Genomic DNA, 15,088 nt, shown 5'->3' with positions numbered 1-15,088 from the left:
GTGTCATTAATAATATGGTGTTATATTTATGACATACTAAATAATGAATTGTGATAAGGGCTTAAGAATATGGCGTGTATCGAAAACAATAAGGAGGATAACAAATGAAGACTCAGAAACAAGTGCTGCTGTTCCAAGAGGGAGACGCTTCAATGAAAACGTTACTAGGAGGCAAAGGGGCCAATTTAGCAGAGATGACTCGTGCTGCCCTTCCGGTCCCTCCGGGATTTACAATTACGACAGAAGCTTGTTTAACTTTTTTTAAGGTGGGAAATCGGATCTCCGATGGGTTGCTTAAACAGATTTCAGCAGCGCTCCAAGAGCTTGAGAAACAAAAAGGACAATTGTTCGGGGATGCTACAAATCCCCTATTGGTTTCTGTACGTTCGGGTTCTGTAAGTTCGATGCCAGGTATGATGGATACCATTTTGAATCTTGGACTTAATGATCTCACCGTACAAGGGTTGGCGGCTCTTACAAGTAATGAAACATTTGCATACGATTGTTACCGTCGCTTGATGCAGATGTTTGGGAACGTGGTTCTGGGCATTGAATCCTACCACTTCGAACAGCTATTGCATCGCTTGAAAGAGAAAGAAGGCGCAGAGCATGATCAAGATATTTCGGCCGTCGGTTGGAAGCTGCTCCTTGAGGATTATAAGAAGTGTATTTTGGCCAAAACGGGCTGTGCTTTCCCGCAGGATGTACATGAGCAATTGAAAATGGCGATAGAGGCTGTGTTTAAGTCATGGAATAACCCACGGGCTCAAATTTACCGTAAAATAAATCGGATTCCAGATGATCAAGGAACAGCAGTCAACATTCAAAGTATGGTTTTTGGTAATAGGGGAGGGAATTGTGGCACAGGTGTTGTTTTTACTAGAAATCCATCTACAGGTGAGAATACATTTTTCGGTGAATACCTCATTAATGCGCAGGGCGAAGATGTTGTAGCAGGTATAAGGACGCCGCTTGCGATAGCTGCTTTGAAGGAAGAGATGCCAGAGATTTACGAGCAATTGTTTGCGGCTTCCAAGCAGCTTGAGAGGCATTACAAAGATATGCAGGATATTGAATTTACGGTTGAAAATAATAAGCTTTACTTGCTGCAAACACGTAATGGGAAGAGAAATGCCCAAGCAGCTCTGAAAATTGCGGTCGATTTGGTCCACGAAGGGTTATTGTCAAAGCAGGAAGCAATTGGACGTATAGAAGTGTCTCATCTTGATCAGCTCTTGCACAGAGGAATTGATGAAGAGGCCATTAAGGATGTGCTGGCAAAAGGACTTCCTGCTTCGCCGGGTGCTGCGGTTGGACAGCTTGTATTTGATGCTGACACTGCGGCAGAGTGGAACCGTGCTGGTAAGACGGTCATTCTGGCTAGAAATGAAACGACTCCTGAAGATATCCATGGCGTAATTGCCTCGGAAGGCATTCTTACAAGCCGTGGCGGGATGACAAGCCATGCAGCTGTAGTGGCAAGAGGAATGGGGAAGCCATGCGTATGCGGCTGCGAAGAAGTCCGAATCATGCCTGATGATAAGCAGATGACGGCTGGAGGCAGGATCATGGAAGAAGGAGATTGGATTACACTCGATGGTGCAACCGGGCGTGTCATTCTAGGTGCCATGCCTTTACGAGAAGCCAAAATGACGGACGAACTTCTCATTGTACTTAATTGGGCGGATGAAATTCGAACACTGAAAGTTTACGCCAATGCAGACAATCCCGAAGATGCCAAAATCGCCAGGCTATTAGGTGCTCAGGGGATCGGATTATGCCGAACAGAGCATATGTTTTTCTCCCCTACTCGCTTACCTGTCGTCCAACAAATGATTCTAGCGGATACGAAGGAGAAAAGAATGCAGGCGCTTGCGCAGCTGCTTCCCATGCAGCAATCCGATTTTGAAGGCATGTTCGAAGAAATGAACGGTCTTCCGGTAACGATCAGATTGCTGGATCCGCCTTTGCATGAGTTTTTGCCAAACCTCGAGGATCTACAAAAAAGACATATGCAGTTGACCTATGAGTTGGATGGGGCAGATTCGGAACGGGAAGAAACGGCTGATCTTCTGCGTAAGGTACAAGCGCTCCACGAGACGAATCCCATGCTCGGACAGCGTGGATGCAGATTGGGCATTGTATTTCCAGAGATTTATGATATGCAGATTGAGGCTATTTTCCGTGCGGCTTCTAAGTGTATGAACAAAGGGATTCGAGTTATTCCTGAAATTATGATTCCGCTGGTTGGCCATGCGAATGAACTTAAACTATTAAGAGAGCTTGTTGATTTTGTTGCCGAACAGGTGTTGGGAAATGACAAATTTAGAGAGTGCCCCTACAAGGTAGGGACGATGATTGAGGTACCACGTGCCGCGCTTACTGCTCGTCAAATTGTGGCGTATGCGGATTTTTTCTCCTTTGGCACCAATGACTTGACACAGATGACATATGGGTACAGTCGTGATGATGCGGAAGGGAAATTTCTAACTCATTATGTCGATCGCAAACTTCTTCCACATAACCCTTTTCAAGTATTAGATACAGAAGGGGTCGGACAATTAATTGAATTAGCCGTGAATGGAGGGCGTTCCATTAAGCCTACTCTCAAAACAGGAATTTGCGGCGAGCATGGCGGAGATAAAGAATCGATTTTCTTTTGTCATTTGACGGGACTAGACTATGTGAGTTGTTCCCCTTTCCGCATTCCTTTGGCACGCATAGCTGCTGCACAAGCATTCATCCTACATGGTAATCCTAGTGAAATAAAAATAACTCAAGTAGTTTGATACGAAAGTTTAGGGAGGGGTAGACGATACAACTTACATCCCGTCAAATGGAGATCATTGAAATTGTTAAGAAACACGCTCCGATAACAGGAGAGAGCCTTGCAGAATTGATCGGAATCGCTCGTCCAACTATTCGTTCCGATCTTTCATTACTTGTGATGCTTGGTTATTTAGACGCAAAGCCCAAAGTGGGTTATTTCCTCGGTATGACACTAGAACGTGAGGAAGTTGCTTTTAAGAAGCTAGACGATATTAAGGTCAAGGATGTCATGGGGTTACCTATCGTCCTAATGGAAAAAGCTACGGTGAATGATGCCGTAGTTACTTTGTTTCTGGAGAATGTCGGAACCCTGATGGTTGTCAGTGATAAACAGGCGTTAGTGGGTATTGTTTCGAGAAAAGATTTGTTAAAAGTAACACTAGGTAATGCGGGTGCTCCTACAATGCCAATTAGTCTAGTGATGACCAGACATCCGAACATTGTGACAATAAATTTGAATGATCATGTCCTGGATGCAGCTCGAAAAATGATTTTCCATCAAATAGACAGTCTGCCTGTTATGAGAACGGACGTTGTACATGACCATGAAGAAATTATTGGACGAATAACGAAGACAACCATAACCAAATTACTTTTGGATCTAGCAACGAATTAGGAGGTAAGCAAGGATGGAAGATAAAGTTCAAACGATATTCGTTTGTTCGGATTCGGTTGGAGAAACTGCGAATACGGTCGTTCAAGCGACAATTCGTCAGTTTAATACTAACCAGGTTTATGTAAAACGGTTCGGATCTATGCGTTCGGAAGAAGACATTCGAAATATGATGGAAGAAGCTTCGCGTATAGGAAGTTTTGTTGTCTACACACTCGTTCTTCCAGAATTAAGAGAGATGATGCGACAAGAAGCGATACGCCTAAATGTGATTAGCATAGATATCTTAGGTCCTGTTATGCAAGCTTTTATTGATACCTATAAAGATTCACCTAAAAAGAAAGCCGGATTGCTGCATCAAATGGACGAAGAATATTATAAAAGAGTGGAAGCCATTGAGTTCGCTGTCAAAAGTGATGACGGTAAAGATACGAGTGCTTTAAAACAAGCACATATTGTTCTTCTCGGCGTTTCTAGGACATCGAAAACACCACTTAGCATTTTTTTGGCTCACAAAGGTTATAAAGTTGCCAACTATCCGTTAGTACCAGAAGTAAAGCCGCCGCTGAACTTATTGATGAACAACAAAAGCAAATTAGTTGGCTTGACGATGAGCGCCGATCAACTAGTCAAGATCCGTACAGAAAGGCTGAAAGCAGTAGGTCTGCCATTCGGCGCTAAATATTCAGCATTAGAGAGGGTTGTAGAAGAATTGGAATATGCGTACGGGATGTATAAACAGCTTGGATGCATGGTGATAGATGTTACTGAGAAAGCCATTGAGGAGACAGCTGGAATTATCTTGGACGCTATGTAAGGATCGATGTTGGCATTCGTTGATGATATAAGATTAATATGTATAGGACATTTGTCCTTAGCCAGCAACTGCGTTCACTCCACAGGGTGAACGCAGTTTTTAATTTCAGGGGGACGTAACTGCGACAATTTTTATAATTTCCGACGTAATTTACAGTATACATTTTAGCGTGTGTTCGCTACGTTTAAACGAAGGAGTAGGTTGCTGCCCAATGGGCTCACCATACTCGAAATTCACATGGAGATGAATGCATAATGGAGACCATACAGCTTCGAAATCGTTTAACACAAGTCAAAAGTAAGCTGCAAGCAGGGCAATTAACGTTGGGTTTCATTGGTGGATCTATAACCGCAGATAGCAGAGTGATGGCGAATTGGCCGGAGCCTGTCGCACGTTGGTTTGTAGAAACATTTCCTCACGCACGCATCACAGTGGAGAATGCTGCGATTGGTGCGACAGGCAGCGATTTGGCTGTTTTCCGTGCAGACCGGGACTTGATTAACCATCAATGTGATCTAATTTTCATTGAATTCGCTGTCAATGACTACAATACACCGTCTGAACAGCGGATGAAGGCGAGAGAGGGGCTAATCCGCAAGCTATTGGCAGACGGACGAAGTGAGCTCGTATTTATTTATACCTACTGTCAGAAAATGTACGAGGACATGTCTCAAGGGAAAGTTCCAGCTAGTATCGCTGAATTCGAAGAGTTAGCGGAACATTATGGCATCAGCACAGTTTGGGTTGGACAGCATGCCTGGCAGGAAATGAAGAAGGGCCGAATGACCTGGGACGAGTGGTTGCCAGATGGGCTGCATCCTACGCATCGAGGCAGTTTGAGTTATGGGCATTGTGTGATTGACTATTTGGCTAAAGAATTGCTAACAGCTCCCGACTTGGAGAGGGACATAACCTCTAATCTGCTCGCAGCGCCGCTTAATAGCAATCATTGGGGACATGTGAGTACGCTCTCCTTCGATGAGGTTCAGTTGGATGGACCATGGATGACTAGACGCGCTGCGGCTCACATATCTTGGGTTGATCAAATATTGAGCACATCAGCGATTGGGGCTAAGCTGTCTTTTTCATTTTCAGGCAAGGGGCTGGCGTTAGCTTTCGATTTTGGCAAAAAATCAGCTGAATTCACGTATAAGCTTGACGGTGGCCCTGCGATTACGACTTGTCGCGATCGGCCTAATTGGTGTGAAGATGGAGGCTGGTTCCGCATCTATTGGATCGCGGATGATCTGAAGGACGGGCTGCATCATATGGAGCTAGAGGTTGTTCACGGTAACAGAGAGGAATGCACGGGGACGAATTTTCATTTGGGACTTATTGGAATAGTCAAGTAAGAGGAGCGATGGCAATGAAACTACTTTTAAATGAAGATTGGCACCTAACGTGGGAGCCGCTCTATCGCCAGACGGCAGATTATTTTCAAGTTAAAAATAAGCAACAGAATTGGCTCATGTCCGATTTGCCTTGTGATGTGCATATGCCGCTCATCGCACAAGGGATCATCGCGGAGCCGCTAGTAGCGGATCAGTGCTTTTCGAGTGAATGGATCGAGGACCGCTCTTGGTGGTTTAAGAAATCTTTTATGCTGACGGAAAATCAGCTGCATGCAGACCAAATTATTCTTCGATTTGAATCTTTGGATGTAGAAGCCGATATCTGGTTGAATGATGGCCATCTGGGCCATCATCGCAGCGCTTTTTATCCATTTGCTTGTGATGTGAAAGGCAAGGTGCAGCAAGGGGTTAATCAACTTTTTGTGCGTGTTACCACTGGTTTGGAGCACTATTCAGAGAATGATCTTGCGCTGATTCGTGAAGCCAAAGTGGTGTACAGGAACGAGCAGATCGGGCATCGAGGCGATCATCGCCGTGGCATGCTGAGAAAACCGCAATATGTATTTGGTTGGGATTGGGGACCAAGGGTCGCGACGTGCGGGATCATGGGCGAGGTGAGTATGGAATTTGCTCACAGTTTTCAAATTCGCGACGTTCAAGTCACAACGACAAGCTTGGATACTGTGAGCAAATCGGCACACTTACAGTTGCAATTAGAACTGGAGAATCTACACCCTTTTCAAACGTTAGAAACGGAATTGAAACTGGAAGTTCTTTTCCAGGGGGAGCAGGTACAGATGATTCAAAAGGATTGTTGTCTTCGTTCTGGGCTGAACTATATCACAATTCCGATGGAGGTGCCTGAAGCTAAGCTTTGGTGGCCCAATGGGATGGGTGATCAGCCGCTGTATGCGGTTCGGGCAACGCTCAAGTCGACTACGCATGTTGTGGAATATCCCTCCTTCTCCTATGGGATACGCACATTGCATCTAAACATGGATAAGATCCCAGATACTCAGGATGAGCGTTCGTTTACTTTTGAAATTAACGGTGTGACTGTCTTCAGTAAAGGTGGAAATTGGATTCCTGCGGATGCCATTTATGCTCGGGTCACGGATGCCAAATATGAAGCCCTGCTCAGTGAAGCCAAGGAAGCTAACTTCAATATGCTGCGTGTGTGGGGTGGGGGTATTTACGAAAGAGATATTTTCTACGACAAATGTGACGAGTACGGGATTCTCATTTGGCATGATTTCATGTTCACCTGCGCGAAATATCCAGATCACTTAGCTTGGTTTCGGGACGAGGTGGAGCGGGAGATCGATTATCAGACTCGTCGGCTCCGCAATCACTGCGCGCTCGCGCTTTGGTGCGGCAACAATGAGAATCATTGGGGCTTTGAGGAATGGTGGAATGAGACGGAAGCTGCGGATTTCTACGGGGGAGCGGCCTGTTACAATGACATCGCGCCACGACTTGTTCAGCGGAACTGTCCGGCTATTCCCTATTGGAATAGTTCGCCGTACGGTGGTGTCCATCCGAATGGCAACCAATCTGGCGATACGCATCATTGGAACGATTGCATGATGCATGCCGACATGGAAAAGCGAATTACACCCGAGGAATATGACAAGGTGAGCGCTAAGTTTGTCTCGGAGTATGGATACATTGGTCCCTGCCGGAAGCCATCCATGGCTATCTACCATAACGGTCAGGAAATGGATCGCGCGAGCAAGCTATCGCAGCTTCATACGAATTTTTTCGAAAAAGATACGGTACTTGCCGGTATAAACAAGCATTATTTGGCTACCGAACATTTGGAAATCGACGATTACTTGCTATTCGCGGGTTTATGTCAGGGTCTGATGCTGGGGTATTCGCTTGAGGCGATTCGGTCTAAGTTGTTTTGTTCTGGCGCATTATTTTGGATGTACAATGACTGCTGGGGGGAGGTTGGCTGGTCGATCATTGACTATTACCTCACGCGCAAAATTTCTTATTATTTTGTAAAACGAGCATTAGCACCGGTAAAACTCATTTTACGCGAACAAGATGGGATGATTCAGCTCACGGCCATCAATGAAACTAGCTCGGTTATTCGTGAAGTCCTAGAATACGGACTTGTCTACTATGATGGGAGCGGGAAGCAAGCGACGGAAGTAACAGTTGAACTCCAGCCATGCTCGCGGGTAGTCGTCCTGCAATGGGCTACGCCTGTCTATAATTCGAAAGAGGCATGTATTTACGTCAGAGCGCTAAGTGAATCCAGCGAAATTATGCCGGCTACCCTACAAAGCGATGTGTTTCGCGATCTCATTTTACCTGACCCACAAGTAAAGGTGTCAAACATCCATGCCATCGAACCAGGGCAAATTCGCCTTACGGTTTCATGCGAAACCTTTGCGCATGCGGTGCATTTCGGATTGGATGAAACGATTCAGTTGAGTGATGAATATTTCGACTTGCTCCCAGGCGAGAAGCGGGAGATTACGATACGACACGGGGAGATTGCCCTCACCTCAGATCAGATTGTACCTCGAGGAATCACACTAACTAATAGAGAAGGCGGCGTATAAAATGAAACGGAAATTTGCGGTACAGCTGTATACCTTGCGTAACGAATGTGAGCAAGATTTTCCGGGGGTGCTTAGAGAACTGAAACAGATGGGCTGGGCAGGGGTTGAACTTGCAGGGCTACACAGTTACTCGGCAGAAGAAATTTCCTCCGTGCTGCAAGAAACAGGCTTACAAACGGCAGGTATGCATGTTTCTTTTCAACGTCTAAGCAGTGAGCTGGAAAGTGTGCTTAAGGAAGCACGATTATTCAATACGACAACATTAATCTGTCCCTCCGTCCCCCATGAGCTTCGAAATGAGGAAGGTTACCAACAATTTCGTAACCAATTAAATGATATTGCGAAGCAAATACAGCCAGATGGCTTTACCCTCAGCTTTCACAATCATGCTTTTGAGTTTGAAACAACTGTGGATGGTAGAAGTGCTCTGGAATATCTAATTGAACCTTCTGCTGATAATGCAATACTGGCTGAAATTGACGTCTATTGGGTGAAAAAAGCTGGCAAAGATCCGGCTGATTTCATTCGTCCATATAGCCACCGGATGCCAACGATGCACGTAAAGGATATGACCAACGACGAGAGGCAGACGTATGCTGAAATTGGTACGGGTGTGATCGATTTCGATCCTATTTTGCTATGGGGAGAGCAGAATGGCGTGGAGTGGTACGTTGTGGAGCAGGATGTTTGTCAAGGTAATCCCATGGACTGCGTGAAGTTAAGCTTAGAGAATTTACACCGAATTGCTGAAAAACTCGTAGCAAATACATAAATCTATATAAGGAAGAGCTGCCACGAGGCAGCTCTTTTAATATGGAAGCTTGCCTGAATGCCAATGAAAAACCTAAGACTTCCAAACCTGAACCTTCTCTTTCATATAGGTGGAGGGAAGGGTACCGGTACATTTTTTAAACACCTTGTTAAAATATGACTGCTCGCAAAAGCCGAGAAAATCGGAGATTTCTCCTACATTCATCTGAGAGTTGGTTAACAGGTCGCAGGCGGCGGCAATACGGATTTGCTGGATATAGTCCGTGACGGATTGTCCGGTAACTTGTTTGAAAATCGTGCTGACATAGTTAGGGGTCCGATCCGCATATTCGGCTAATTCGCTCAAGGTAATGGTTCGGTGATAATGATTGAGGATGTAGGCTTGAAGCAGCATCACGATGCTGTAAGATTTGCCCTGTGTAGATTGCGAATCAATTTCTTCATTGATAACCGCGAGCATTTCAAGCAGGATGCCGTGGCAGATCGTGTCTGAATAGACGGATTTGCGCAGCCAATGCTGGGTCAACAATGAAAATCTTTGCTTCATATAATCAAAGTTAAAAGGTCTGGTTATGCAGCGATCAGGTGTGATCAGTAGCGGCAGTCCATCCCCATCCCCTTGATAATGAAAGTGCGCGACATACATATCATGCGGTTCTTTGGTCGAATTCATCGCGCTGCGCCACACACCTTGAGGGACAAATAGAAGATCGCCTTTTTGCATTGTAAAGGTATGATCTTCAACGGTATAGTGAATGGTTCCATTGGTCATGAGGATTAAAATATGGTTGTTCGTCTTACTCTTGGGTACATGCCAATTCGGCTCACAATGCTCGAAATAAATAGCAACAGGTTGGATCATAACGTGCTCCTTTCAGTAGATACTCACACCTCTGTGAGGTCTAATACTCATTCTCTTAGTATAAATGAAATCGTAGAATTATTGAAATAATTATTGGATAGTTCATTGTTTCAATAGCCTGATTTTACTAAGCTTAAGATGAAAGATATGCGGGGAGGATGAGGGAGAAATGAGTAGTTTATTCCAAAAAGTAAAAGCGCGTGTAGGCGTGATGACGGTAGGTCACCAGCCATATTGGGTACAATTTCCGGGGTTGAAAGAGGAGCTGGAAGGTTACGGACGTGAATTCGAGGAAATGCTTCGTAAGCATGACGTCGAAGTGGTATCGGCAGGCTTTGTCGATACGGTAGATAAGTCTTTTGCTGCTTCCTCCTATTTGAAAAGCCAAGATGTTGACTTCCTATTTTGCTTCTTGAGCACGTATGTGACGTCATCAACAGCTGCTACCCCGATCCTGAACTTGTCGGTTCCGACGGTACTTGTTGCGTTGCAGCCAAGGAAGCGGCTAGACTATCGCAACACGACGACGTATATGCAGCTAGCCAACGATAATATTTGTTCACTTCCTGAAATAGGCGGTGTGCTTGTGAGGGCAGGAAAACCTGCGGCAGGGATGATTGTGGGAACGCTCTATGATGATCCACGCGCGATGAAGGAGTTACAAGGATGGTGCCAAGTCGCCAATACGCGCAGAGCGTTTAAATATGCCAAGATCGGCTATATGGGGCATACCTACGAGGGTATGTATGATATGAACTCCGATCCGACTGCTTTTACGGCTGCTTTTGGTTCGCATGTGCAGATGCTCGAAATGTGTGATTTAGCCAAGCTAGTCAATGGTGTAACAGCGAAGGAAACTGCTGACAAATTGGATGAAATTAAAAGCGTTTTCAAAATATCCGATCCGTTTATCGATCCTGTGACAAGACCGATCAAACAAGAGGATCTCGATTGGTCAGCTAAGGTTGCGGTTGGGCTGGATAAGCTGATCGTTGAAAATGGCTTAACGGGTCTGGCCTATTATTACCGGGGTCTCGACAATAATGAATATGAACGGATCGGATCGAACATGGTGCTCGGTAACTCGCTGTTGACAGGCAAAGGGGTTCCGCTTGCAGGAGAAGCCGATTTGAAGACATGTGCAGCGATGCTAATTATGGATCGTCTAGATGCAGGGGGTTCGTTCGCGGAGCTGCATCCATGTGACTTCGTTGACGATATCGTGTTGGTCGGACATGACGGGCCGCATAATATTAAAATTAGTGACGGGCAGCCGATCATTCGCGGATTGGATCTGTTTCATGGCAAAAGCGGATCTGGTATCGGCGTTGAATTCAGCATCAAATCAGGTCCTGTTACGTTGCTCAGTATTTCACAAACCGCTAACGGCAAATACAAAATGATCGCCACAGAAGGCGAATCCATCAAAGGTGAAATTCCGCAAACGGGCAATACCAATACACGCTGTAAATTTAATTACAGTGTTTCAGAATTCGTAGAGAAATGGTGCTCAGCAGGTCCTACGCATCACTTTGCGCTTGGTGTAGGGCATGTGGGTTCCAAGATTCGTCATGTAGCCAAAGTACTAGGCATTGAGGTGGAAGTCATATGACAACACTCGTAAAATCGAAGAAGTCCTTGCAGAGAGTTACACTGGAAATGAGCCTCAAGCCTTTTAAAAGTATGGCACCTGAGGCCATCGAAGCGGTATGTACCGAGGCCATTCGGCAATGGCTCCCACTAATCGGCATGGCAGACAGCTGTTCAATCCTGCTGTGGGTCGCTGATGGAAGCGAGATCCTAGTTTGGGACGGCGATTTGCAGCGCGAGATTGAATGGGGCCGCTATATCGGATTTGCCAATGAGGAGTATTTCGGCCACATCAGAGACGATAAAGACCCGCGAATCGCCTCACCTTACATGAGTGAACCGGCACGAATCACCTATGGTGATTTGCAAGTTATTATCTCGTCTTTTAAAAGAATTGCCTCCGAGCGTTATGGTATTCGCATGGAGGTAGGAGCGACTTTTGACGCAGGACCTGAATTTGCCTACTCGGATTTCAAATATAAGCTGCACCCGGAAATCAATCGCGCCGAAGTTGGCGGGCAATTTATTTCACTGAAGGCGGACTATACCGTAGTATGCAGTTGGTCGAAGCTAAAAGAGGACCACGCAGCCTATGCGGCTTATCCTGAAGGCATTCCAGAAGGCACAGCGTTTGGCGAGTTTCTGGGGAGGCAGTGTGCTAGCTTTTTGCCTACATTAGGCTTTGATTATATATGGTTTTCCAATGGATTCGCGCTGTCGTACTTTCCTTGGACCTATTTAGGCGCTAACTATGATGGCACGCAGATTGCGATGGCGGAGTATGAAGAGCTATCTTCCAAGATGCTGTCATTCTGGGAAATATTCAAGCAAGAGTGCCCGAATTACCGGACAGAAATCAGAGGGACGAACTACGGAACAGGCATGGATCTTGCCAAGGACTGTATCCCCTTACTTGATCTGTATGAGAGAAAATATGTTGAATATCCGCCGCCGAATTCGCCATGGGGAGCTCTTAACTATGATTTCGGCTTAGAACTGACGGGCTACATGTCGCGTATTGCTGTATTGCCTGCAGAGACGTACCTCTTCCGCTTTTATGCCAATGATCCGTGGTTCTGGCAAAATCCGTGGTGGGATCTCTATGACCGGGAGCCGCATGATATTTATTGTCCGCTCACGGTCGCTCGAGTTAATACGGAGGGCGAGCTGGAGAGCCCGGGTGTCGTAGAAATTTTGACCATCGATTCGGAAAAAGGCGAGCTGGATGCAGATATCCCGATGGAAGTGATTCCTCATATTAAAAGAGCATTCAAAGACGCACCCGACCAACCGGGAATCTTAACTTGGTTATACCCGTTCCGAGAGCTACATGAAGCGATGGCAGAATCGGGCGAGCATTCGAGCGACGTTTTCTTCCATGATTGGTTTGTACGCAATGCGATTAATCAAGGCTTGCCGCTGAACACGGTTGTTAGCACCGATGACTTTTTCGCGATGAATGACGATGTGATCCATAAAATGCAAGATACGATCTTATTCACTTCGGCCTTTTGGATCAAAGGGGAGAAAGCGCAGCGAATCATCGAGTATGTTCGTCGTGGCGGAAAGATCATTTTCTATGGCCGTGTCGAGGATCCTGAACTATATAAGCTGCTGAATCTTAGAAACGAGCCTGAGCTTGAAGGTGCTTTTTCTGTGAACCTCTCATTGCCAGAAGATACGATCAAGAGTGCGGAGCGCACAAAGGGTGAGGCGACTTATCAACTGCAACACTATCCCCACATTTCAGGCGGTGGGTTGAGTGAAGTTGTGGACGATCTGGCTGATCGCGCAACACAAATTCATGCAAGTGTGAATCAGAGAGGGCTAGAACGTGCATTTACAATAACTAGAGCTTTACCTGAATGGGATGGAGGCCAAGTGGGGTGGGTGCGCGGTTCGCTGCCATTCCAAGCAGCCGGCGTCTCGCATTTACCGATTCGGCAGGAAAAAGAATTTCTAGATTCCTCGCTCTTCGTGCGGTATGTCCTGCGACAATTTGGTTACTCACTGTACCAGGTGAAGGAAGAGGCAGCATCTGAATCAGCGCTGATGTTTATCACAAGAAATGACAATGCATTTATCTTTACGGGATGTAAGCAGGATACATCTGTTGGGCTTCAGCTTCAATTTCCCGATGGTGCTCCACTGATCATCGGTCAGTCCGTTATGATTGGAGAAGGAATGGTTGCTGCTTATACACTGGATCGCACGTTTCATGATGAATGCCGCGTGTTTGTTAATCAAAAGCAAACATCTCGCATTACGTGTAGAGAAAAAGCTCCTGATCCAACACCACAGAAGCGTAACCGTACGCTTCGCAATTTTGCTGTGCACAATCTGATTGAGGCCGATCTTACCATATATCCACCACTTGCACAGCTGCAAGCAGGCAGCGTCGAAGTGAAGAATGGGGAGCATAACTTGGAATTATCCAATAAAGTGGTAGGGAATTGTATACGACTAACCCAAATTAGCGGGACCATTGATATATCATGGTAGGCATCTAATTGTTTTGTTACTTGAATCAATCCGTTATGTGAAAGGTTGGTGAAAATACATGAATGCATCAAGGAAGAATGAGATCGAGAAGCTGGACAGTAGTATGAAAATTGATGTCGATACCAACAACGACTGGGAATGGCACTCACCGCGAAGTGAACCTTTTCGAATAACAGGACTGCCTTGGCTGGAACAAGACGGCGTATATCGAAGATTACCAATTGAACCAAGCCATCCGATTCGATCAGAGGTAGATCGACTTGCGAATTATACGGCAGGCGTGCAGATTCGTTTCCAGACAGATTCACCAAAACTTTCTGTAAGGGTTGTTCTGGCTGACAAGTCCACTATGTACCAAATGCCTGCCACTGGTCAATGTGGAGTTGATTGCTATATCGGTTCGACTGGAGCTCAGCTTTATGTAAATACCACTCGCTTTGATCAGTCGCAAAACGAATACGAATCCATACTCTTTGAAGCCTTACCATGGGAAATGCGGGAAATCACACTTAATCTTCCACTATATCAAGGCGTGAAGGAGATTTGGATAGGTTTGGATCCTTCTTCATCGGTAGCTGGATTTCCTGGCTTTGTCACCAACAAGAAAGTACTTATCTACGGAACATCCATCACTCACGGCGCTTGCGCTTCGAGACCTGGTATGGCCTACTCCAACATTTTAAGTCGGAAATTTCCGATTGAAATGGTGAATCTCGGTTTCTCTGGAAATGCCCAAGGGGAACCAGAGCTTGCCCATTTGATCAGCCAAATCGATGAACCGGCGTTGCTTGTTCTGGATTATGAAGCGAATACACCAAGTACAGAACGCCTTCAGGAATCGTTGCCTGAATTTATCCGGATTTATCGTTCACGGCATCCTGAAGTTCCAATTCTCGTCATCTCACAGATTCGACTAGCGAAGGAAGCCTTTGACGAAACCATGCTTCGCCGCCGGGAAGAACGGAAACAGCTTCAAATAGCCATCGTTGAGCGATTGCAGCAGGAAGGGGATACGAATCTCCACTTCTGTGATGGTGCAGAGTTGTTAGGGGCGGATTACCAGGAATGCACCACAGATGGTATTCACCCTTCGGATTTGGGTTATTTTCGTATAGCGGAAACACTTAGCCCTATTCTTGGGAAACTGATTTTCTAATTGCGTATTTAGACTATTTT

At 45.8% G+C, this 15,088-nt stretch carries 10 protein-coding genes; 9 read left to right on the top strand and 1 reads right to left on the bottom strand.

Annotation, left to right across the window (positions count from 1 at the left end; all coding sequences use genetic code 11):
- The first annotated feature begins 104 nt into the window (after nt 1–104).
- From ppdK to AB4114_RS04525, 6 genes are all read left to right on the top strand, one after another.
- Nucleotides 105–2,789 (top strand): pyruvate, phosphate dikinase, encoded by a 2,685-nt coding sequence (ppdK, locus tag AB4114_RS04550; RefSeq protein WP_441987345.1) that lies wholly within the window; start codon nt 105–107, stop codon nt 2,787–2,789.
- A 47-nt stretch (nt 2,790–2,836) separates the two neighbouring features.
- Nucleotides 2,837–3,445 (top strand): helix-turn-helix transcriptional regulator, encoded by a 609-nt coding sequence (locus AB4114_RS04545; protein ID WP_441987344.1) that lies wholly within the window; start codon nt 2,837–2,839, stop codon nt 3,443–3,445.
- A 13-nt stretch (nt 3,446–3,458) separates the two neighbouring features.
- A complete protein-coding gene (locus AB4114_RS04540) occupies nt 3,459–4,259 on the top strand; it encodes a pyruvate, water dikinase regulatory protein (RefSeq protein ID WP_441987343.1) in 801 nt (266 codons plus the stop codon).
- Between the two features lie 254 nt (nt 4,260–4,513).
- Nucleotides 4,514–5,611 carry a GDSL-type esterase/lipase family protein gene (locus tag AB4114_RS04535; protein ID WP_441987342.1) on the top strand — a complete coding sequence of 366 codons (1,098 nt, stop codon included), beginning with the start codon at nt 4,514–4,516 and terminating at the stop codon, nt 5,609–5,611.
- A gap of 14 nt (nt 5,612–5,625) precedes the next feature.
- Nucleotides 5,626–8,187, top strand: a complete 2,562-nt coding sequence (locus AB4114_RS04530; protein WP_441987341.1) for a glycoside hydrolase family 2 protein — start codon at nt 5,626–5,628, stop codon at nt 8,185–8,187.
- Between the two features lies 1 nt (nt 8,188).
- Complete coding sequence (locus AB4114_RS04525; protein ID WP_441987340.1) at nt 8,189–8,959, top strand: sugar phosphate isomerase/epimerase family protein; 771 nt, start codon at nt 8,189–8,191, stop codon at nt 8,957–8,959.
- 72 nt (nt 8,960–9,031) lie between these two features.
- Here the strand turns inward: AB4114_RS04525 and AB4114_RS04520 are convergent, their stop codons facing one another.
- Nucleotides 9,032–9,820 (bottom strand): helix-turn-helix domain-containing protein, encoded by a 789-nt coding sequence (locus AB4114_RS04520; RefSeq protein ID WP_441987339.1) that lies wholly within the window; start codon nt 9,818–9,820, stop codon nt 9,032–9,034.
- A gap of 169 nt (nt 9,821–9,989) precedes the next feature.
- Here AB4114_RS04520 and AB4114_RS04515 point away from each other — a divergent pair, with 169 nt between their 5' ends.
- The 3 genes from AB4114_RS04515 to AB4114_RS04505 are packed head-to-tail and all read left to right on the top strand — an operon-like array spanning nt 9,990 to nt 15,068.
- The gene (locus AB4114_RS04515) at nt 9,990–11,432 is read left to right on the top strand and encodes an L-arabinose isomerase family protein (RefSeq protein ID WP_441987338.1); all 1,443 of its coding nucleotides are present in this window, start codon (nt 9,990–9,992) and stop codon (nt 11,430–11,432) included.
- Nucleotides 11,429–13,912 (top strand): hypothetical protein, encoded by a 2,484-nt coding sequence (locus tag AB4114_RS04510; RefSeq protein WP_441987337.1) that lies wholly within the window; start codon nt 11,429–11,431, stop codon nt 13,910–13,912. The genes AB4114_RS04515 and AB4114_RS04510 overlap by 4 nt, the downstream gene beginning before the upstream one ends.
- Before the next feature lie 58 nt (nt 13,913–13,970).
- Nucleotides 13,971–15,068, top strand: coding sequence for an SGNH/GDSL hydrolase family protein (locus tag AB4114_RS04505; RefSeq protein WP_441987336.1), 1,098 nt, complete (start codon nt 13,971–13,973; stop codon nt 15,066–15,068).
- Nucleotides 15,069–15,088 lie beyond the last annotated feature (20 nt).

The sequence above is a fragment of the Paenibacillus sp. 2RAB27 genome (genome assembly GCF_052115445.1).
GTDB lineage: Bacteria > Bacillota > Bacilli > Paenibacillales > NBRC-103111 > Paenibacillus_E.
This window is presented reverse-complemented; position numbering and strand designations above follow the sequence as displayed.